Below are 19935 nucleotides of genomic sequence, written 5' to 3' on the forward strand. Positions count from 1 at the left end.
GGAGCAGGCGTTTCATGGCGCGCACCCGACCGGTTCCGAGGGCGCTTCCAGCCGGACGCCGACGCCGCGCACGGTGTGCAGGTAGCGCGGGCTGGAGGCGGTCTCGCCGAGCTTGCGGCGCAGCCAGGACAGGTGGACGTCGATGGTCTGGTCGCCGCCGTAGGTCTGCCGCCACACCTCGGCGAGGATCTCCTTGCGCGGGACGACCACGCCGGGCCGGGCGGCGAGGAAGGCCAGCAGGTCGAACTCGCGCCGGGTGAGGTCGAGCCGTTCTCCGTCGAGCAGGGCCTCGCGGCGCTGCGGGTCGATGGCGAGGCCGCCGACCCGCAGGATCTGAGGGGCCATCAGGGAGCCGCCGCCGAGTCTGCGCAGGACGGCGGCCATCCGGGCCGTGAGGTGCTCCCCGGAGAACGGTTTCACCAGGTAGTCGTCCGCGCCGTCGTTCAGCAGCCGGACGATCTCCGCCTCGTCGTCGCGGGCCGTGGAGATGATGACCGGTACGTTGGTCAGTCCGCGGATCATCTTGAGCGCCTCGCTGCCGTCCAGATCGGGCAGGCCCAGATCGAGGACCACCAGGTCGCAGCCGACCTGGGCGACTTCGCGCAGCGCCTCCAGGGCGGTGCCGACGGAGCGCACGGCGTGGCCGGATTCGGCCAGATGGCGGATCAGGGCGGAACGCACAAAGGGGTCGTCCTCGACCACAAGCACTGTTGCCATGGGGCTGCACGGTACGGCATCGGGACCAACTGGTCTGTACCTCGGGGGGTAGGGGTGGCGCGATCCCGTTGTCTGACGGGTCCTCTGGATCCGTGATCTGCAAGGTTGCTGAGGATTGACCGGGGCACTGACCTGCTCGTGACCTGAGTACGGCAGGATGGCCCGCAAATGCGGAGCGGATGGGTTCAACTGGGTGCTTGGACGGCAGCCACCGGGGCGGCGGTGGCGCTGTCCTGGCTCGGTGTGCACGCGGTGCTGGCCGACACGGAGTTCGAGGGACCGGTGGCGCTGCCACTGCCGGCGACGGGCCCGCCGCACCCGGGTCCGGCGGCGACCCCGCCGACGGCCCCGACGACGGGCGACCCGCCCTCCGCCCCGGGCCCGGGCCCCACCGGCGGCCCGGGCGGCTCCGGCGCCCCGGGGTCCTCCGGCACCTCGTCGGCCCCGCACCCCGGTCCGGACCCGAGCGCGGACCCGACGCCGAGCGCGACCCGGTCCCAGGCCGGGCCGTCGCACGGCTCGGCGTCGATCCAGTCCACGCCGAGCAGCACCACCGGGACGGTACGCAGCTACCTGATGCCGGGCGGCCGGGTGGCGCTCGACATCCGTCAGCACGACGTCCGGTTGGTGTCGGCGACCCCGGAGGCGGGCTGGACGATGCAGGTCTGGCACGGCGACCAGTGGATGCGGATCAACTTCAGCAAGGACGGCCGGGTCTCCTCGGTCTGGGTGACCTGGAACGGCTTCGAGCCGAACGTGCAGGTGGACCCGGGGTGACGCGCGCCCACGACAGGCCCTCGGGGGCTGACGGGGGGCCGGTGCCGACCGCACAATGTCGGTCGACGCCCGCACCACCGAGGAGCCGCCCGTGCCCCCGCAGCCCGAAGCCATCGACGCGCTGGACGGAAGACTGATCCGGCTGCTCGCCGAGGAGCCGCGGATCGGGGTGCTGGAGTGTTCGCGCCGCCTGCAGGTGGCGCGCGGCACGGTGCAGGCCCGGCTGGACCGCCTGCAGGCCCGCGGGGTGATCGGCGGGTTCGGCCCGCAGGTGGACCCGGGGGCGCTGGGCTACCCGGTGACGGCGTTCGCGACCCTGGAGATCTCGCAGGGGCAGGGCACGGTCGTCCGGGCGCACCTGGCGGCGGTGCCGGAGGTGCTGGAGCTGCACACCATCACCGGGCACGGCGACATGCTGGTGCGGATCGTGGCCCGGTCGAACGCGGACCTGCAGCGGGTGATCGACCGGGTGGTCGGCTTCGACGGCATCGTCCGGGCGTCCACCGCGATCGCCCTGGAGAATCCGGTGCCGTACCGGATCCTGCCCCTGGTGGAGCAGGCCGCGGGGGCGCCGGAGGGGGTCTGACGGCGAGCCCTTGTCCAGCTTTTGGCGTGTCCACGGGTGACGGCAGCGGATTTATGGCATATGCCTATGGCTCGTGCACGCATTGAACGCAATCGCGAACCCCGGGGCAACCCTCTCCCAAGGCCCGCCGCCGACCGCTCCCGCCGCCGGGACGCCGCAATGAGGCGGGTCACCGCGGAGGCGCCCACCCTCATCGCCTCCGCCCAACGCGCCCTCCGACTGCTGGAGGCCGCCGCCCAGCACCCGGCGGGCGCCACCGCCAAGCAGCTCGCCCGGGACACCGGGCTGGCCCTCGGCACCACGTACCACCTGCTGCGCACCCTCGTGCACGACCGGTACCTGGAGCGCCGGGAGGGCCGCTACCGCACCGGGCCGGCGGTGTCGGGGCTGAGCCCGGAGGAGCCGTTGGACGGTCCGGAGGCGGGCCGGAGCCGACTGGACCGGGTGCTCGGCCGGATCGCGCACCAGCTGCACGCCGCCGTGCACTACGCCCGGTACAAGGACGGCGAGGTCGAGCTGGTCGCCGCCCGGGCCGCGCCGGGGGCGAACATCGTCGATCCGGAGCGCTTCCGGATCGGCGCGCACGCCCACGCCAGCGGCAAGACCCTGCTGGCGCTGATGTCGGCCGAGGAGCGCCGGGCGCACCTGGCCCGCCACCCGATGGTGCCGTTCACTCCGTACACCCTGCGCGAACCCGCCCAACTGCCACTGCTGCCCGGGCCGGGGCCGCAACGGGCGGCGCCGATCACCCAGTACCAGGAGTACGAACTCGGCCTGGTGGGGGCGGCGGTGCCGATCGTGCTGGGCAGCGACCTGGCGGCGATCGGGGTGGCGCTGCCGCTCTCGCAGGCGCACCGGTTGACGGCGGTGGCCGAGAAGCTGCGGACCCGGGTCGGCGAGGAGCTGGTGACGGCGGCGTTCGGCGTGTAGGGCCTGTCCGGTCGGGCTGCGGGGTGGGGCCCGGCCGGTCCGGTTCAGCAGTGCGGGACGGCGCCGCCCTCGCGCACCGCCTGGAGGGCGGCGATCGACTCGGCCAGCGTGTCGACCGGGACCAGCCGCAGCCCGTCGGGGGTGTTGACCTTGCCCTGGGTGCACTCGCTGCGCGGCAGCAGGAACACCGTGGCACCGGCCGCGTGCGCCGCCTGGGTCTTGAGCGGGATGCCGCCGACCTGGCCGATCCGCCCGTCGGCGTCGATGGTGCCGGTGCCCGCGATGTTCATCCCGCCGGTGAGGTCGCCGCCCTTGCCGTCGCCGGCGATCTTGTCGATGATGCCCAGCGCCAGCATCTGGCCGCCGCTCGGCCCGCCGATGGCCCCGAGCTGGATCTGCACGTTCACCTGCTCCGGCGACAGGTGCAGGTAGCTGAGCGCGGCCATGGTGGCGCTGTCCTGGGACTGCGTCATCTGCTGCTGCGTCACCTCGTTGGCCTTCTTCGGGTCGCTCTGCGGGTAGACCTCCGCGGTGGGCACCACGGCCCGCTCGGGGTCGACCCAGGCCGCCAGCGAGTCCCACAGGGTGTTGCGCCGGCCCGGCACGGTGGCCTCGATGGTCACCACCCGCAGGTTCCCGGCGGTCTGGCGCTGCGGCGCCCCGGTGATGGTGAGCACCTCGACGGTCTGTTCCGCGCCCTGGGCGTCCTTGACCCGGACCGCGCCCAGGGTGTCGGCGGTCTGGCCCGGCGACTCCAGGGTGAAGGGCAGCGGCACGAACGCGGCCACCGCGAACAGCGCCAGCACCGGCAGCGCGCACAGGGCGAGGGCGCGGCTGCGCGGGGCGGTCAGGGCCGGGGGCAGGGTCTTCGAAGGCACACCCCGCATCCAAACACACCGGGGCCCCCACCCGGGGCGGCCTCGCGGATCGGCCGGCCCCGGCCGGTTCAGCGCAGCGCGTCGGCGACCTCGGTGGCGGCCTCCACCACGCGCGGGCCGACCCGCTCGGGCACCAGGCCGTTGAGCATCACCACGCCGACGCTGCCCTCGATGCCGCTCAGGCCGATCAGTGCGGCGGCGGCCCCGCACGCGCCGGACTGCTCCTCGGCGCGGGTGATCACGAAGCCCTGGTCGGGGCGGCGCTGGCCGGGGAAGCCGCGGGCGTCCAGGATCGCCCGGCCGGCCGCGCTCTCGGTGAGCGGGTGGCGCAGTCCGGTGCGGTAGGCGACGTGGAAGTCCGTCCAGGTCGGCTCGACCACGGCGACGGCGAGCGCCTCGTTGCCGTCGACCAGGGTGAGGTGGGCGGTGGCGCCGAGGTCCTCGGCGAGCGAGCGCAGCGCGGGCAGCGCGGCCTCGCGCAGCAGCGGGTGCACCCGGTGGGCCAGGCGCAGCACCCCGAGGCCGACCCGGGCACGGCCGCCGATGTCCCGGCGGACCAGCCCGTGCTGTTCCAGGGTGGCCAGCAGGCGGTAGACCACCGTGCGGTTGACGGCCAGTCGGGCGGCCAGCTCGGTGACCGTCAGCCCGCGCTCGGAGTCGGCGAGCAGTTTCAGTACCCGGACACCCCGGTCCAGGGTCTGGGAGGTCTCAGCAGTCACGAACGCCAAATCCTTTCCGCGGCGAGTCCGACCATACGGCACAACTGCCTTGGGCAGTACCGGAATTGATCACACGTCAGACGAATGTCCGACGTGGGAGTCCGGCCTCGGCGTGGTCTGCCGGTCGCTGGGCTCCGCGGTTGCTCCGGCCGGGCTGCGGGGTGGGGCCCGGACGGGGTTGGGGAGACGCTAGTGAACGGGAGGTGCGCTGCGGAAGTGCTTGTTCAAAATCCGATCCACATCGTTGGAAAGTCGCGATGAAAAAACGGACAAGACACACAAAACTACGGGCGTAACCGATCAGGTGTTCGATATCTGACCGGTAGCCGGACAGCGGCCTTCCGCTGCTGCGGGGCGGGCGCGGACACGCGAACGGCCGGCGCCCCCGCCCGCGGGTGTCCGCGGGTCGGGGGCGCCGGCCGTTCGCCCGTCGTCAGGCCCGGGTCGCCCACTCCCGGATCCGGCCGATCCGCGCCTTCAGCTGGTTGGCGGTGGCCTGCGCGGTGAGCGGCCCGCCGCACTCGCGGCGCAGCTCGTTGTGGATGGTGCCGTGCGGCTGGCTGGTGCGGTGGTGCCAGGCGGCGACCAGCGCGTTCAGCTCCTTGCGCAGCTCGCGCAGCTCCTGGTGGGTGACCACCGGGCGCTGCTCGGCGGGCAGTTCGATCAGGTCGGCCTCTTCGGCGGGGCGGGCCTTGGAGCGCTGGATCTGCCGGTGCTGACGTTTCTGCAGCAGCATCTGCACCTGGTCGGGTTCGAGCAGGCCCGGGATGCCGAGGTAGTCCTCCTCCTCCTCGCTGCCGGGGTGCGCCTGCATGCCGAATTCCATGGCGTTGTACAGCACCCGGTCGAAGACCGCGTCGCTGCCCAGCGCCTCGTAGGAGAACTCCTCGCTCCCGGTGTCCGGCCCGTCGTTGGCCTTCTCGGCCTCGGCGAGCAGCCGGTCCTCCTCGTCGAACAGGCCCTCGCCCTCCTTCTTGGGCCGGTCCAGGACGTGGTCGCGCTGCAACTCCATCTCGTTGGCGAAGCCGAGCAGCATCGGGATGGTCGGCAGGAACACCGAGGCGGTCTCTCCGCGCTTGCGGGCGCGGACGAAGCGGCCGACGGCCTGCGCGAAGAACAGCGGGGTGGAGATCGAGGTGGCGTACACGCCGACGCACAGCCGGGGCACGTCGACGCCCTCGGACACCATGCGGACCGCGACCATCCAGCGCGAGTCGCCGGCCGCGTAGTCGGAGATCCGCTTGGACGCCTCGGTCTCGTCGGAGAGCACCAGGGCGACCTTCTCGCCGGTGATCTCGCGGAGCATCTTGGCGTACGAGCGGGCCACCGTCTGGTCGGTGGCGATCACCAGGCCGCCAGCGTCCGGGATGCCCTTGCGGACCTCGGTCAGCCGCCGGTCGGCGGCCTGCAGCACGGCCGGGATCCACTCGCCCTGCGGGGACAGCGCGGTGCGCCAGGCCTGGGCGATCAGGTCCTTGGTCATCGGCTCGCCGAGCCGGGCCTCCAGCTCGTCGCCGGACTTGGTGCGCCAGCGCATGTTGCCGGAGTAGCTGAGGAAGATCACCGGTCGGACCACGTGGTCGGCGAGGGCGTGCCCGTAGCCGTAGGTGTAGTCGGCGACCGACTTGCGGATGCCGTCGCTGCCCGCGTCGTAGCCGACGAACGGGATCGGGTTGGTGTCCGAGCGGAACGGCGTACCGGTCAGCGCGAGCCGGCGGGTGGCGGGTTCGAACGCCTCGAAGCAGGCCTCGCCCCAGGACTTGGAGTCGCCCGCGTGATGGATCTCGTCCATGATCACCAGCGTCTTGCGGGCCTCGGTGCGGTTGCGGTGCAGCATCGGGTTGACGCCGACGCCCGCGTAGGTGACCACGATGCCGTGGTAGTCCTTCGACAGCTGGCCCGAGGAGTACGCCGGGTCCAGCCGGATGCCTATCCGGGCGGCGGCCTCGGCCCACTGCTTCTTCAGGTGCTCGGTGGGCGCGACCACGGTGATCTGCTGCACCAGGTGGTTGTGCAGCAGGTAGGACGCCAGGGTCAGGGCGAAGGTGGTCTTTCCGGCACCCGGCGTCGCAACCGCCAGGAAGTCCCGGGGCTGCTTCTCGATGTACTTGTCCAGCGCGCCCTGCTGCCAGGCGCGGAGCCTGCCCGCGGTGCCCCAGGGGGCACGGCCGGGGAAGGCCGGGGAGAGGTGCGCGGCGGCGGAGGTGCCGGTGGGGCGGGGGTGGGAGCTGTCGACGTGCGAGAACAGCGGGGCCATCGAGGAGGAGGCGGCGGTAGTCACGGTCTCCGAACGGGGTCGTCGCAGGTCAGAGCCTGTGCGAGGCCCTTGACCCGCGGTCGGCGGGCGGTCGTGGAACCCGCCCAGCCTAGCCCCTTCCGGGGGGCGGACCGCGGCGACGGCGTGCCCCTGTGGCGCGCGTCCCACTCCGCCCGCGCGACCCTCACCACACCTTCACTCGACACGGTCGGCCGTTCACCGTGATCGCGTCGGGGACGGCGAACGGGTGTGTCGCGACGCCGGTGAAGGCGCTCTCCGCACCGGCCCCCGGCCGCAGGACGGAGCCCTCCTCCAGCAGCACCGCCCCCGCCACCTCGCGGGCCTGCCCGGCCCCCGGCCGCAGGACGGAGCCCTCCTCCAGCAGCACCGCCCCCGCCACCTCGCGGACCTGCCCGACGCCCGGCCTGGGTGCCACCAGGTACTCGCCGTCGGCCGGCGGCCGGCCCAGTGTCCAGCCGCCGACCGGCCGGTCGGAGGTGTTGCGGACGGCCGGCCGGGCCAGGAACCGGACGCCCGGCTGCGCGGTGATCCGGTGGCCGACCTCGCACCCGGGTTCGCCGCCGCGCAGCCCGGCGCCGCCCGCCGGGGGCGCCACCAGCGCGGCCAGCAGCGCCATCGCGGTGCCCACCAGCCCGGCCAGGCCCAGGTTGACCCGGCGCAGCAGGGCGAGCCTGCGGCGGCAGTCCGCGCAGTGCGGCAGGTGGTGCTCCACCTGCCGCTCGGCCCGCCGTCCGGCCCGGCCGCGGGCGTGCCCGGCCAGCGTCCGCCAGTGCCCGGCGCAGGCCCGGTCGCGCGGGCTGCCCGGGTAGGCCCGCAGGTACGCGAGCCGCAGGCCCTCGCGGGCGCGGTGCACCAGGACGGCGGCCGCGCCGCGCCGCACCCCGAGCCGGGCCCCGATCTCGCCGGGCGGCAGCCCCTCCACCTCGGCCAGCCACAGCGCGTGCGCCCACCGCTCGGGCAGTTGGGCGAGCAGGCGGCGCATCCGGTCGGTCTCGGCCACCGTCGCCGCCGGGTCCTCGCTCTCCCCGCCGGGCACCTCGGGCCGGGCCGTCTCCCGCACCGGCGCGGCGGCCAGGTGGCGGACGGTGGTGGCCAGGTAGGCGCGCGGGTCCTCGATCCGCTGCCCGGCGGCCAGCCGCCGCCACACCCGCAGGTGGGCCTCGGCGACCAGGTCCTCGGCCTGCCAGCGGTCGCCGCCGGTCAGCCGGCCGGCGTAGCGCAGCAGGCCGGGGTGGTGGCTGCGGTAGAGCTCGGTGTAGCTGGTGTGCGGCGGGCGCTCGGCGGTCCGCACTGACGAATCGGTGATCTTGTCCTCCCTGCCCGGCCGGACCGGCGGCGGCCCGGTCGACTCCCGCGATCCTGCCCGGGCAGCCGAGCGGCCGAACACACAACCCCCGCACCAGGTGGGCGAAATGACCGACTGATCCCCGTCGATGTGGCGCAGATCACGGGAAATGGCCCCAAAACCGGTGTAATTCCTCCTACCCCTCCCGACTCTCTACATCTCGGAAGGCGACACCGGTCGCACCCCCACCTCCCGGAGGAAACGTCGTGTCCGCAGCCCCCGCGTCGATCGAACAACACACCCAGGCCCGACTGATCCTCGGCACCCACCGCTCCGTCCTGCTCCGGGTCACCCTGCGCTACCGCGCGGAGGACCCGCTGGCCGTCCGGATGCTCTTCCCCGCCGAATACGCGCTGGACGCCGATCCGTACGACCCCCACGGCCCGCACAACCCCGACGACCCGTTCGACACCGCCGCGCCCGCCGCGCCCGCCGCGCCCGCCGACCGGTCGGTGCCGGACATCGAGTGGGTGTTCGCCCGCCAGCTGCTCTCCGCCGGCCTGGACCTGGCCGTCGGCGAGGGCGACGTCCGGGTCCGGCCCGCGTTCGGCATGCGCACCATGGTCGAACTGCGTTCCCCGGAGGGCGTCGCGCTGCTCCAGTTCGCCCGCGCGGACCTGCGCCGCTTCGTGTGGCGCAGTCACCTGGCCGTTCCGGAGGGCCAGGAGCTGCGGCACCTGGACTGCGACCGGGCGCTCGCCCAGCTGCTGGCCTGACGCCCCGGGCGGGTCCCCGCCCGGCCCGCCGAGTGCCCGTCAGGTCCGCCGGTCACTCGTCAGGCCCGCTGGGTGCGCACCAGGTGCGCGTACACCACCACATTCCCGTCCCAGCCCCCCGCGCGGGTGTAGCCGCCGCCGCAGGTGATCAGCCGCAGCTGGGCGTCGGGGGTGGCCGCGTACACCTTGGTGTCGGGGAACTCGCGCTTCGGGTAGACCTCCACGCCGTCCACCTGGAACCAGGCGGTGGCCCGGTCGGCGCGGGCCACCTCCACCTGGTCGCCCCGGCGCAGCGCGCCCAGCCGGTAGAACACCGCCGGCCCGCGCGCGGTGTCGACGTGCCCGGCCAGCACCGCCGCGCCGCTCGACCCGGGGGCCGCGCCGCTGCGGTACCAGCCCGCCAGGTTGCCGTCGGCCTCGGGCGGCGGCTGCAGGCGTCCCTCGCCGTCCAGGCCCAGCGGGTCCACGGGGGCGTCCACGCCCAGCGCCGGAATCCGGATCCGCACCGGCGGCGAAGACGGCAGCGGAGGCACGGCGGGCCCGACCGGCGTCCCGTCGTACGCCTGCGCGGCGAGCGGGGCCGGCGGCAGCGCGCCCAGACCCCCGTGCAGCAGCCACGAACCCGCCACGATCGCCCCCGCGGCCAGCGCCGCCCCGCCCCACGCCCGCTCGCCCACCGCACCCTCCGAAACCGTCCGGACCAGGCCCCAGTCAACCCATCGCCGGGCGGCCCGGCACGCCCGGCGTTCCGCCCGGGTGACCTGCCCTCAGCGGCGGCCGCGGCGCAGCCGGGGGCGGGTCAGGTAGCCCTCGGCGAGCGCGTTGGCCAGGCCGATCGCGGGCAGTTCGGAGGTCTTCTCGTACAGCACGTACCGGGGCTGCCAGTACGGCCGGTAGCGGGCGTTGGCCCGGTACAGCTCCTCCAGCCGCCACCAGCGGGACAGGAACCGCAGCACCCCGCGCCACAGCCGCAGCACCGGCCCCGCGCCGAGCCGTTCCTCGAAGACCTCGCGGAACATCGCGAAGTTCAGCGACACCCGCCGCACCGCCGGCATCCCGTCGCGGGCCTGTTCGAGCAGCCGCGCCACGGTGTACTCGACCAGCCCGGGGTCGGACTCCCGGTCGCGCCGCATCAGGTCGAGCGACAGCCCGTCCTCGCCCCACGGGACGAAGGACAGCAGGGCGGCGGTCCGGCCGGCCTCGTCGCGGCACTCGGCGATCAGGCAGTCGCCGTCGGCGGGGTCGCCGAGCCGGCCGAGCGCCATCGAGTAGCCGCGTTCGGTGCGGCCGTGCCGCCAGGCGTCGGCGAGCCGCACCAGGTCGGCGAACTCCTCGACGGGGATGTCGCGGTGCCGGCGGACCACCACCCGGTACCCGGCCCGCTCGACCCGGGCGCAGGTCTGCCGCAGCCCGGGGTCGTCCGGGGTGAACCGGGCCGGTTCGACCACCGCCTCGTCGCCGAGGTGCAGCGCCCGCAGCCCGGCCACCCGGGCGTACACGGTGCCGCCCCGCTCGCCGGCGCCGGTGACCGCGGGAATCCAGGCGTGCGCACGGGCCTGCCGCTGCCACTCCTCGATGGCCTGCGGCCACGTCTCCGGGTCGCCGATCGGGTCGCCGGAGGCCAGCGCGACGCCGTTGACCACCCGGTAGGCGACGGCGGCCTTGCGGCTCGCCGAGAAGCACAGCGCCTTGTCGCGGCGCAGCGCGAAGTACCCGAGCGAGTCCCGTCCGCCGTGCCGCTCCAGCAGCCGGCGCAGCTCCGCCTCCTCCTCGGGGCTCTGCCAGTCGGTGCCGAGCGGGGAACGCAGCAGGATCCGCAGGGTGAGCAGCAGCAGGGCGGTGCCGAGCAGGTTGAGCGCGAGGTCGATCCAGCGCGGCACGTCCACCCCGGTGACCCGGACGACGCCGGAGAGGGTGACCAGCCGCAGCAGGCCGTAGCGGGCGGCCTCGCCCCAGTCCGGCACGCCGTCGGTGTGCCCGACCCGGACGGCGACCGCGCCGAGGCCGGTGAGCAACGCCCCGCCGAGCACCAGCACGGCGGCGGCCAGCGGCAGGTTGCCGCGCCCGCCGCGCACCCGGAACACCGGCCGGCTCAGCAGCAGCGCCAGCAGCACGGCGAGGGTGAGCGCGACGGAGAACCAGTTGAACGGGTGGGCGCGGAACTCCGGGAAGGCCAGCGCGAGGGCGTACAGCCCGGCGTGCACCAGGACGACGGCCACCGCGGCGATCCAGGCGGCGCGTTTGCGGCGGCGCAGCATCACTGCGAGCAGCCCGGCCAGCAGCGCGGTGGTGAACCCGGGGGTGACCAGCGCGGGCGTGAAGTACTCGCCGCGGTCGACCCGTTGGACCTGCGCGCGGAACGGGGCGACGACCGCGCCGAGCAGGTCGATCAGGGTGACGATCCGCAGGTACCACTGGGCGAAGGCGGCGCAGCGCAGCCGCCAGGTCGCGGGCGGCGCGGGCGGCTCGAACGGCGCGGGCGGCTCGGGCTCGACGGCGGGCGGTCGGACCGGCGCGGGCTCCGCCGCTCTCGCGGGCGCCGCGGGGTCGAGGTCGGCGTCGGGGGTGCCGGCCAGCAGGTCGTAGACGGCGGTCTTGGCGGAGACCAGGCGGCGGTGGATGCGTTCCTCGCGCCGCTCGGCGCGGGCCAGCCGGCGCGGCCGGGCCCGGTAGCGCCAGCGGGCCCACGGGCTCTGCGGCCGGGCCAGCCGGACCGCACCGACCAGGGCGAGCGGCCAGAGCATGATGCCGAGCAGCCCCGTCCAGGTCTTGCCCTTGAGCAGGCTGACCACCACCAGGGCGAGCAGCCCGCAGGCCCCGGCCAGGGTGGGCCCGTCGGGGTGGCGGGCGAATCCGCCGAGCGGGAGTTCGCCGAGCAGCAGCAGTCCGATGGTGGCGACGGCGAGCATCACGGCGTCCACCGAGGTGCGGCCCTGGGTGGACCAGTAGACGTCCTTCAGGTGCAGCACCAGCGCGAACTCGTCCAGCACGAGTCCGCAGCCGACGCCGAACCCGAAGCCGAGCAGGTTCCACCAGGAGCCGCCGTCGCCGCGCAGCGCGAACGCGGCGACGCCGCAGACCAGCAGCAGGGCCTGGCCGAACACCACGTGGTGGATGTGCAGCCCGCCGGGGGCGACGTTCCCGGGCCACCAGCGGACCTGGGCGCGGATCAGCCGGGTGCTGATCCGGATGAACAGGAACGACAGCACCAGGCCGAGCAGCAGCAGGAACAGCGGCTCCCGTCCGGTGTCGACGATCCGGTCCCGGTAGGCGTCCAGCACTGACTGCCACATCGGCGGGTGCGACCTCCGTGTCCTCGGTCCGATCCGGTCCGTGCCATCTGATGCCAGGTCAACTCCGCGACGCCGGTGCCGCTCCGACCGGGTGCGCCGAACAGGTGAGCTGTTCGGCGTGGCGTCCCCCGGTCATCCGTACCCCGGGGCGTCCTTCCCGGCGCACGGCGACACCCCGTGCGATGCTGGGGCCGACTCCCCCCGGACGACGCCTCGGTCATTCCACCCGACGGACCGTCCCTCCGGCCGGTGCCTTCTCCTTACTCCCTGGTGAACGGATGTGAGACATGGACGCCCTCTCCCGCAGGACGCTGCTGGCCGCCGGTGCGGCGACCGCCGCCACCCTCGCGGCGGGCTGCGCGAGCACCTCGGGGAGCGGGGGCGGCGGCGGACAGCCGGCCCAGGCCGACGGCCTCGCCTCGAACGGCAGCCCCAGCGCCGTCCCCAAGCCCCCGGCCACCCTGATCGGCGACGGCTCCACCTCCGACACCGGCCCCCAGCCCAACCAGCCCACCCCCGAACCGCTGGAACCCGGCCAGAAGCCCCCGCAGTTCGTGGTGTTCTCCTGGGACGGCGCGGGCGAGCTCGACGACCGCCTGTTCAGCCGGTTCCGGCAGCTCGCCAAGGACCACGACGCCACCATGACGTTCTTCCTCTCCGGCATCTACACCCTGCCCGAGTCGAAGAAGTCCATGTACCACCCGCCGCAGCACTCCGTCGGCGCCTCCGACATCGGCTACCTGAGCGACCCCCACATCCGCGCCACCATCGAGCAGATCAGCGCGGCCTGGCTGGACGGCCACGAGATCGGCACCCACTTCAACGGGCACTTCTGCGGTGCCAACGGCGGCGGCCGGTGGTCCCCCGAGGACTGGGACAGCGAGATCCAGCAGGCGATGGACTTCGTCATGAACTGGAAGACCAACACCGGCAACACCGACCTGCCCGCGCTGCCGTTCGACTACCGCAAGGAACTGATCGGCGGCCGCACCCCCTGTCTGGAGGGCCAGCGCGGCCTGCTGCCCACCGCCGTCAAGCGCGGTTGGAAGTACGACAGTTCGGGCCCCGGCGGGCTGCAGATGTGGCCGCAGAAGTTCGCCGGCGGCGCGCTGTGGGACATGCCGCTGCAGTCCATCCCGTTCCCCGGGCACACCTTCCAGGTGCTCTCGATGGACTACAACATCATGTACAACCAGTCCGGCGACAACACCAAGGGCGACCCCGCCCGCCGCTCGTTCTGGCAGACCCAGGCCCGCGACTCGTACCTGGCCGGCTTCGACCGCGCCTACCACGGCAACCGGGCGCCGTTCATCATCGGCAACCACTTCGAGGGCTGGAACGGCGGCATCTACATGAACGCCGTCGAGGACGTCCTGAAGGCCGTCGCCGGCAAGCCCGAGGTGCGGATGGTGTCGTTCCGGCAGCTGGTCGAATGGCTGGAGGTGCAGGACCCGGCCGTGCTCAAGAAGCTCCAGGCCCTCACTCCCGGCCAGAGCCCCGAGGGCGGATGGAGCAGCTACCTCGGCGGGGCCGGCGCCCCGGCCTCCGCGCCGGCCACCACCCGGCCCTCCGTCCCGCCGGTGGCCGGCGGCAAGTGACCCCCGCTCAGCCCTCCGCCCGGCCGGATCCGTTCTCCGGCCGGGCGGTTCGGTTCTCCGGCCGGGGCTCGGAACTCTGCGGGGCCGGTCAGCTCTTCGCCCGGCCGGCGAGCGCCGCACCGAGCAGCGCCACCACCGGCATGGTCAGGAACACCGCCGCGAACGCCCCCGCCGGCAGCGCCGCGTCCCGGGCCACCGCGCCGACCGCGCCGCCGCCGAGCGCCGCGAACAGCACGCCCGCGAGACCGGTCAGCAGCACGTTGCCCAGCGCGTCGCTGAGCTGCAGCGCCGCCGAGTTCTCGCCGGTCTCCTCCGGCGCCGACAGCTTCATCATCAGCACGCTGATGCTGGCGATCGCCAGACCCATGCCGGCGCCGCCGACCGCCCAGGCCGCCGCCGTCACCCACACCGGCACCGACGAGACCAGCACCAGCGCCGCCGCGCCGATCGCCACCGCCGTCAGCACGAACCCGTACCGGATCATCGCTTCCCGGTAGCGCTCCGCGCCGGGCCGGCCCTGCAGCCAGGACCCCAGCGCCCAGGACAGTCCGCCCGGCGCCAGCGTCAGGCCCGCCATCGTCACCGACAGGCCGCGCTGGGTCTGCATCATCAGCGGGATGAACAGCTCGGACGCGAAGAACGCGCCCGCCGCCAGCCCGCGCAGCAGGATCACCGTCGGCAGGCCGCGGGCCGCCCGCAGCGTCCCCTTCGGCAGCAACCGCAGCACGGCCGGGCCGATCAGCGCCGCACCGGCGCCCGCCCACAGCAGCGACCACACGTCCAGCCGCTGACCGGCGTACTGCAGCAGCGCCGCGCCGAGCGCGACCATCGCCGCGTCCCGGGTCCGCCGCCAGTCGTACGGCTGCGCCTTCAGCGGCGGCTGGCGGCGCTCCGAGCGGCGCAGCGCCGGGCCCATCACCGCGAGCGGCAGCAGCACCAGCACCGGCACCGCGAGGAACACCCAGCGCCAGCCCAGGTGCTGGGTGACCGCGCCGGAGATCACCGGGCCGAGGATCGACGGCAGCACCCAGGCCGCCGAGAACGCGGCGAACACCGCCGGACGCAGCCGCTCCGGGAACGCCCGGCCGACCACCACGTACAGCGCCACGATCACCAGGCCGCCGCCCAGGCCCTGCACCGCCCGGCCCCCGACGAACATCCACATGTTCACCGCGGTGCCGGCCGTCACCAGGCCCGCCGCGAACACCGCGATGCCGGCGAACAGCGGCGCGAGCGGCCCGCGCCGGTCGCACCACTGCCCGGACACCACCATCGCCAGCAGCGTGGTGGTGAAGTAGGCGGAGAACGCGAACGCGTACAGGCCGATGCCGTCGAGCTGCTGGGCGGCGGTCGGCATCGCGGTGTTCACCGCGGTCGCCTCGAAGGCCAGCAGCAGCACCACCGAGACGATGCCCAGCGTCAGCGCCCGCCAGGGCCCGCTGAGCACTCCTCCCGTGCCGTCGTCGCCGTCGGATATCTGCTGCGGTATTGCCGTTTCGGCCGGGGAGGTGGTGGTCACCACGACATGGTAAGTGCCGTCTTCCCGTTTTGATCCTGACCTGGGGGTGTAACCCGCCTCCTCCGCAGGTCCTAGGGCCTGTCCGGCCGGACAGGCCCTGGGACCGGGCACGACTCAGTGCAGCGCCTTCAGGCCCACCACGCCGGCCACGATCAGCACCAGGCAGGTGATCCGGGCCGCACTCACCGAGTCCCCCATCGCCGCCATCCCGTACAGCGCCGTCCCCACCGCGCCGATGCCCACCCACACCGCGTAGCCCGTCCCCAACGGAATCGACCGCATCGCGTACGCCAGCCCGCCCATCGACAGCGCCAACGCCACCACGAACACCAGACTCGGCACCAGCCGCGAGAACCCCTTGCTGGCCTCCAGGGCCACCGCCCAGACGGTCTCCAGCACACCGGCAACGATCAGCACAACCCACGCCATGACGACGGACTCCTCGCAGTAGTCGAACCACCTACCGCGCCGTCTTGTCATACCGGGTACGACGCACCTCGTCCGGGACGGGCCACCAACGCCCGACTCGCTCCCGACCGTAGCACAGCCCCGACACGCGGAATTCATACGCGAATTACCGCTTTCCATTGACGCCGCCCCGACCCGGCCCGCTATAGTGAATTCACCGGAACGAACCGGAGCAGCACCCCGACGACAGGAGAAGGCCATGAACAGGAAGCCGGAGGCCCTCGCAGCGCCCCGCACCTGTGCCCCCTGTCCGGGTTCCTCCTGTTGCGCCTGACTCGCAACCCTCTTCGCCGCCAGGCTGGTTGATGCCTGCGCGCGCCCATTTGCAGCACCCCTCCGCACCCCTTCGCGACCGTGTGCCCGAGTGGTTCAGGGAACCGTCTGCAAAACGGTTTACACGGGTTCGATTCCCGTCACGGTCTCTTCCGGAATTCACCGGGCGCAATTCATGCACCGCCGCGCCCGGTGAATTCCGCTGCCTTTTTCTATTTCTCCCCCCGCAACACAACGGGCGCCGGTGACGATCCCTGAGGACCATCGCCGGCGCCCGCCGTTCTCTTGCCTACTGCTGCCTGCTACTCGATGACCGGCGGGTTCGCCGTACCACCGCGCCAGGTCTCCTCGTCCTCGGTCAGGTAGTCGGGACGGTGACCCTCGGCCTTCTTCTTCCGGTTGGCGCTCCCGGAACCCGGCGCACCGTGCATGCCGGCCGCACCGCCCTGACCGGCAGCCCGGCCCTTGCCGATGCCCGAACCGCCCTCGGTGAACGCCCGGCCACCGGCACCGCCGCCCTTGGCGCCGCCGATCGTGCCACCGGCCTTGCGCACCAGGCCGCTGCCACCCTTGGCACCGCCGCCCTTCGCACCACCGGCGCCACCCGTGCCGCCACCGTGCATGCCGCCGCCCATGCCACCGGCACCCGCAGCGCCGCGGCCACCCGCAGCACCCGCACCGCCGGCACCGGCCCCGGCACCGCCCGCACCGCCGGCCTTGCCCGCGCCACCGGCCCCGGCACCGCCGGCGCCGCCGACCTTGCCCGCGCCGCCGCCGCCACTGGTCCCGAGACCGCCGGTACGACCGCCGCCGGACCCGAGCCCACCGCCACGACCGCCACCGGACCCGCCACCGGGCAGGGACCCGCCGCCGAGACCGCCACCGGGCATGTAGACACCGCCGCCGCCGCCGATACCGCCACCGCCGGACCCGCCGCCCCCGGTCCCCGGCAGAGTCCCGGTCCCGCCGGGCAGACCGCCCCCGGGCCCGGTCGGAATCCCCGGCCCCGTCTCAGGCGGCGTCCACCCGTCCAGCCCGGTGGACGGCGGCTTCCACGGCTGTCCCGGGTTCAACGGCGGCACCGTGTGCGTCGGCTGCGTCGGATCCACCTGCCCCGGCGACCAGGGCACCTGCTGCCCCGGGTTCTTCGGCGGCACGTACCCGGGCGGAGGCAGGTCCTTGGGGTGCCCCTCCGGGTACTGCGGCATCGGCGAACTGGGCGGGGTGTGGCCGGCCGGGGGGCTGACCTGCGGCGGCGGCGGGTAGGCCTCGAGGCCGCCGTCATAGTTCTTCTTCGGCGGGCTCTCGAGGTAGCTCGCCGCCTCGGTGTACTGGGGGCCGAGGTGCTCCATGACACCGATCGCGTACTGGTGGGCGACCTCGGTCGCCGACAGGTCATGGGCGTTCTTGTTCACCGCGTCGATGCGGTTCATCCCCGAGGCAACATCGCGCTTGAAGCCCTCGTCGGAGGAGGCGAAGCCGTCGCTGAGGGTCTTGCCGACCCGGTCCATGAAGCTGGGGACCTTGATCTGGGCCATCGTCGACTTGGTCTGCTGCAACGCGGTTGCCGCATAGTCCATGGCGACCGAGGTGTTCTGCGCATGTGCGGCGGTGTTGCTCAGGCTCTGCTGGATCTGACCGCCCTTCTGCGCGAAGCCCTGGGCCGCAGCACCCTCCCAGTGGGTGGTGGCGTGCTGCACCGCCTGCTGCAGGTCCGCGGCGACCTGGGTCAGCTCCTCGTGGACGCTCTTCCAGTGATCACCGACGTCGCGGATCTGCTGCGGGCTGGAGTGCCCGACCATGTTCTTGAGCGGGATGAGGGAATAGTTGTCGAACGAAGTCTTGTGTGATGCCATGTCACACCACCTTCGGGCTCAGCTGGTTCATCTGCGCCTGCTTGTCGAGCTCACCGCCGGTGTATGCGGCATGAGCGGTCTGGGTCTTGTCGCCGTACTCGTTGATGAGCGCGTCAAGATCCGAAATCGTCTGGGTCAGGAACGCCTGCATCTTGCCGTGCGCCTCGTACAGCGCCTGCGCCTCGACGAAGTCACCACCGAAGGCATCCCGTTGGATGTCGGTCTTGTACTTCGTATTGGTGCCGCACGTACTGATGTTCTGCTGGAGGGCCCGCAGTCGCTTGACAACTGCCTCCAGCTCATCCGGGTTTACGCGGAATCCGTCGGACACGAGGCCCTCTCCCCCTGGAGTGTCGAAACTTCCCCGTGGTAGCGCTCTGGTGGGTGGGCTGACCGTTAACTCAGAGCGTTCGATCGTATCGCGTTCGGAGGGCGTATTGACACGCCCCCGACGCGACTGATTACTGGCCCTGGTAAGGGTTCTGATAGGACGTCGGCGGCTGGGGCGGGTAGCCGGGCGGCGGCTGCTGACCGTACTGCGGAGCTCCCTGCTGCTGGGCGGGCGGCCAACCCTGCTGCGCACCGTACGGGGCCGGACCACCCGGCTGACCGGGCACGGCCTGCGCCCGGTTGCGCCTCCGACCGTTCGCCACCACGATCGCGATGATCACGACGAGTAGAACCACCACACCGCCGAGCCCGCCGAGGATCAGCGGCATGGTCGAGCTGGACGACTGCTTCAGCTCAGGCACCGCCGCGGGATCGCCCGACCCGGCCCCGGGATCGGCGGAACTTCCGCCGCCGGCAGTCGCCCCGGCGCTGGCTGCGGGACTTGAACCGCCGTCCTTCACGCCGGCCGGAAGCGCCAGAGGCCCTTGGGCGGGCCCCGCCGGTATGTCCATCGTCAGCGCTTCGTAGGGACGGACGACGCCGTAGCCGTAGCGCTCGTCGGGAAGCTTGCCCGCTCCAGCGGGCTGTGACGCCGACTTGACCAACCGCTGCGCGACCTGTCCGGCCGTCAGCTTCGGAAACTTGGCGCGCACCAAGGCCGCAGTGGCGGCAACATAGGGAGCCGCGAAGGAGGTGCCGTCACCCATGCAGTACTGGCCGCCACTACATCCACCCGCGGAGACGATGCGCGCGCCCGGTGCCGAAAGAAGCACTTGCTGGCCGAAGTTGGACCTCGCCCAGATCTTCAGGTCCTGAGAGACTGCGCCAACCGCGAGAACCCCCGGGTCCGCAGCGGGGTATCCCACCGAGCTTCCGTCGTTTCCCGTGGCTGCCACGATCAGGACATCGTGCTCGTAGGCGTAGGCGACGGCTTCAGTCTCCTTGGCGCTGGTCGACGGCCCGCCCTGCGAAATGTTGATCACCTTCGCACCGTTGTCAACCGCCCATTTGATGCCCTCGGGAATCCCGTCCCGGTCCCCGGTGCCCATCTTGTAGATGGGCAGGATCTTTACCCCGGGAGCCAAGCCCACCACGCCATCGGCATGGCCGGCACCATGGCCCTGGCCGGCAATCAGGCTGGCCACCCCAGTCCCGTGCGGGTCGGAAGTTCCCACTTCATTGCCGCCACCACTCGGGTCGTACCCGGGCAGCACGCGCCCTGCGAGGTCCGGATGGTTGGGATCCACTCCGCTGTCGATCACCGCGACTTTGACGCCCTCGCCCTTGGTGATCGACCACACCTTTTCGAGGTTGAAGTACTGGTTCGCCCATTGCCCGTCGCGCACCTGGTCCGCGGACGCCGTCGGCAGGCCCGCGAGCAGGAAGCCCGCGGTCAGCGTGGTCGCGCCGAGCACGCGCGTGAGTCTGGTCAGCCTCATCAGTACCCCGTCAGTCGAGTGACAGCCCGTTCGTTCTCGCAACGCCCCCGGAACGCAGGACCGTCCGATCGTATCGCCCGCCCCGGCCCGTGCGCAGACCCTCTGTGACGAGCCCACTGCATTTCACCCGCCGCAGCCAACTTCGGCTGTGAC

The 19935-nt window shown here is 73.1% G+C and carries 17 protein-coding genes, 1 tRNA gene and 1 riboswitch; of the genes, 6 read left to right on the forward strand and 12 right to left on the reverse strand.

All coding sequences use genetic code 11. The annotated features are described in order from the left end of the window. Positions 1 to 12: 12 nt before the first annotated feature. Complete coding sequence (locus AMK19_RS24655) at positions 13 to 717, reverse strand: response regulator transcription factor (RefSeq protein WP_073815357.1); 705 nt, start codon at positions 715 to 717, stop codon at positions 13 to 15. Between the two features lie 168 nt (positions 718 to 885). Between AMK19_RS24655 and AMK19_RS24660 the strand changes: the two genes are divergently transcribed. From AMK19_RS24660 to AMK19_RS24670, 3 genes are all read left to right on the forward strand, one after another. Continuing rightward, on the forward strand, positions 886 to 1494 hold the full coding sequence (locus AMK19_RS24660; protein ID WP_073815359.1) for a hypothetical protein: 609 nt from the start codon (positions 886 to 888) through the stop codon (positions 1492 to 1494). A gap of 91 nt (positions 1495 to 1585) precedes the next feature. Continuing rightward, positions 1586 to 2080 (forward strand): Lrp/AsnC family transcriptional regulator, encoded by a 495-nt coding sequence (locus AMK19_RS24665; RefSeq protein WP_241844558.1) that lies wholly within the window; start codon positions 1586 to 1588, stop codon positions 2078 to 2080. Between the two features lie 159 nt (positions 2081 to 2239). After that, a complete protein-coding gene (locus AMK19_RS24670; RefSeq protein ID WP_073815363.1) occupies positions 2240 to 3010 on the forward strand; it encodes an IclR family transcriptional regulator in 771 nt (256 codons plus the stop codon). A 44-nt stretch (positions 3011 to 3054) separates the two neighbouring features. On the opposite strand, the gene AMK19_RS24675 is transcribed toward AMK19_RS24670, so the two are convergent. The 4 genes from AMK19_RS24675 to AMK19_RS24690 all read right to left on the reverse strand — a co-directional run bounded on the left by AMK19_RS24675 (position 3055) and on the right by AMK19_RS24690 (position 8176). Beyond that, on the reverse strand, positions 3055 to 3888 hold the full coding sequence (locus AMK19_RS24675) for a hypothetical protein (protein WP_241844559.1): 834 nt from the start codon (positions 3886 to 3888) through the stop codon (positions 3055 to 3057). A gap of 68 nt (positions 3889 to 3956) precedes the next feature. Continuing rightward, a complete protein-coding gene (locus AMK19_RS24680; RefSeq protein WP_073815366.1) occupies positions 3957 to 4607 on the reverse strand; it encodes an IclR family transcriptional regulator in 651 nt (216 codons plus the stop codon). 433 nt (positions 4608 to 5040) lie between these two features. Beyond that, positions 5041 to 6864 carry a DEAD/DEAH box helicase gene (locus AMK19_RS24685; RefSeq protein ID WP_073815367.1) on the reverse strand — a complete coding sequence of 608 codons (1824 nt, stop codon included), beginning with the start codon at positions 6862 to 6864 and terminating at the stop codon, positions 5041 to 5043. Positions 6865 to 7048: 184 nt separating this feature from the next. Then, on the reverse strand, positions 7049 to 8176 hold the full coding sequence (locus AMK19_RS24690; protein WP_073815369.1) for an RNA polymerase sigma factor: 1128 nt from the start codon (positions 8174 to 8176) through the stop codon (positions 7049 to 7051). A gap of 260 nt (positions 8177 to 8436) precedes the next feature. Here AMK19_RS24690 and AMK19_RS24695 point away from each other — a divergent pair, with 260 nt between their 5' ends. Further along, positions 8437 to 8946, forward strand: a complete 510-nt coding sequence (locus tag AMK19_RS24695; protein WP_073815371.1) for an SsgA family sporulation/cell division regulator — start codon at positions 8437 to 8439, stop codon at positions 8944 to 8946. A gap of 59 nt (positions 8947 to 9005) precedes the next feature. Here the strand turns inward: AMK19_RS24695 and AMK19_RS24700 are convergent, their stop codons facing one another. Both AMK19_RS24700 and AMK19_RS24705 read right to left on the reverse strand, forming a co-directional pair. Further along, positions 9006 to 9623 (reverse strand): class F sortase, encoded by a 618-nt coding sequence (locus tag AMK19_RS24700; RefSeq protein WP_073815373.1) that lies wholly within the window; start codon positions 9621 to 9623, stop codon positions 9006 to 9008. Between the two features lie 90 nt (positions 9624 to 9713). After that, entirely contained in the window at positions 9714 to 12239 is a 2526-nt protein-coding gene (locus AMK19_RS24705) for a phosphatidylglycerol lysyltransferase domain-containing protein (protein WP_073815375.1), read from the reverse strand. Positions 12240 to 12526: 287 nt separating this feature from the next. Between AMK19_RS24705 and AMK19_RS24710 the strand changes: the two genes are divergently transcribed. Beyond that, positions 12527 to 13837: a hypothetical protein gene (locus AMK19_RS24710; protein WP_083647306.1), complete on the forward strand. Its 1311-nt coding sequence runs from the start codon at positions 12527 to 12529 to the stop codon at positions 13835 to 13837. An 88-nt stretch (positions 13838 to 13925) separates the two neighbouring features. Here AMK19_RS24710 and AMK19_RS24715 read toward each other — a convergent pair whose 3' ends face one another. Together AMK19_RS24715 and AMK19_RS24720 are read right to left on the reverse strand one after the other, a co-directional pair. Continuing rightward, positions 13926 to 15356: an MFS transporter gene (locus AMK19_RS24715; RefSeq protein WP_073815495.1), complete on the reverse strand. Its 1431-nt coding sequence runs from the start codon at positions 15354 to 15356 to the stop codon at positions 13926 to 13928. 114 nt (positions 15357 to 15470) lie between these two features. Next, positions 15471 to 15785: a DMT family transporter gene (locus AMK19_RS24720; protein ID WP_073815497.1), complete on the reverse strand. Its 315-nt coding sequence runs from the start codon at positions 15783 to 15785 to the stop codon at positions 15471 to 15473. Positions 15786 to 15818: 33 nt separating this feature from the next. Further along, positions 15819 to 15885, reverse strand: a riboswitch (guanidine-III (ykkC-III) riboswitch). Between the two features lie 289 nt (positions 15886 to 16174). On the opposite strand from AMK19_RS24720, the gene AMK19_RS24725 reads away from it, so the two are divergent. After that, a tRNA-Cys gene (locus AMK19_RS24725) sits at positions 16175 to 16246 on the forward strand. A gap of 153 nt (positions 16247 to 16399) precedes the next feature. Here AMK19_RS24725 and AMK19_RS36100 read toward each other — a convergent pair. The 3 genes from AMK19_RS36100 to AMK19_RS24740 form a co-directional block, all read right to left on the reverse strand. Then, positions 16400 to 17953 (reverse strand): WXG100 family type VII secretion target, encoded by a 1554-nt coding sequence (locus AMK19_RS36100; protein ID WP_073815377.1) that lies wholly within the window; start codon positions 17951 to 17953, stop codon positions 16400 to 16402. A gap of 1 nt (position 17954) precedes the next feature. Further along, complete coding sequence (locus tag AMK19_RS24735; RefSeq protein WP_073815379.1) at positions 17955 to 18284, reverse strand: hypothetical protein; 330 nt, start codon at positions 18282 to 18284, stop codon at positions 17955 to 17957. Positions 18285 to 18414: 130 nt separating this feature from the next. Beyond that, complete coding sequence (locus tag AMK19_RS24740) at positions 18415 to 19758, reverse strand: S8 family serine peptidase (RefSeq protein WP_241844560.1); 1344 nt, start codon at positions 19756 to 19758, stop codon at positions 18415 to 18417. Between the last annotated feature and the right edge of the window lie 177 nt (positions 19759 to 19935).

It is taken from the genome of Kitasatospora sp. CB01950 (assembly GCF_001905465.1).
Taxonomy (GTDB): Bacteria; Actinomycetota; Actinomycetes; order Streptomycetales; family Streptomycetaceae; genus Kitasatospora.

Coding starts and splice junctions, on each gene's coding strand:
- AMK19_RS24720 (WP_073815497.1), bottom strand. CDS start 15,785: ATGGCGTGGGTTGTGCTGATCGTTGCCGGTGTGCTGGAGACCGTCTGG.
- AMK19_RS24685 (WP_073815367.1), bottom strand. CDS start 6,864: ATGGCCCCGCTGTTCTCGCACGTCGACAGCTCCCACCCCCGCCCCACC.
- AMK19_RS24705 (WP_073815375.1), bottom strand. CDS start 12,239: ATGTGGCAGTCAGTGCTGGACGCCTACCGGGACCGGATCGTCGACACC.
- AMK19_RS24710 (WP_083647306.1), top strand. CDS start 12,527: ATGGACGCCCTCTCCCGCAGGACGCTGCTGGCCGCCGGTGCGGCGACC.
- AMK19_RS36100 (WP_073815377.1), bottom strand. CDS start 17,953: ATGGCATCACACAAGACTTCGTTCGACAACTATTCCCTCATCCCGCTC.
- AMK19_RS24670 (WP_073815363.1), top strand. CDS start 2,240: ATGAGGCGGGTCACCGCGGAGGCGCCCACCCTCATCGCCTCCGCCCAA.
- AMK19_RS24660 (WP_073815359.1), top strand. CDS start 886: ATGCGGAGCGGATGGGTTCAACTGGGTGCTTGGACGGCAGCCACCGGG.
- AMK19_RS24655 (WP_073815357.1), bottom strand. CDS start 717: ATGGCAACAGTGCTTGTGGTCGAGGACGACCCCTTTGTGCGTTCCGCC.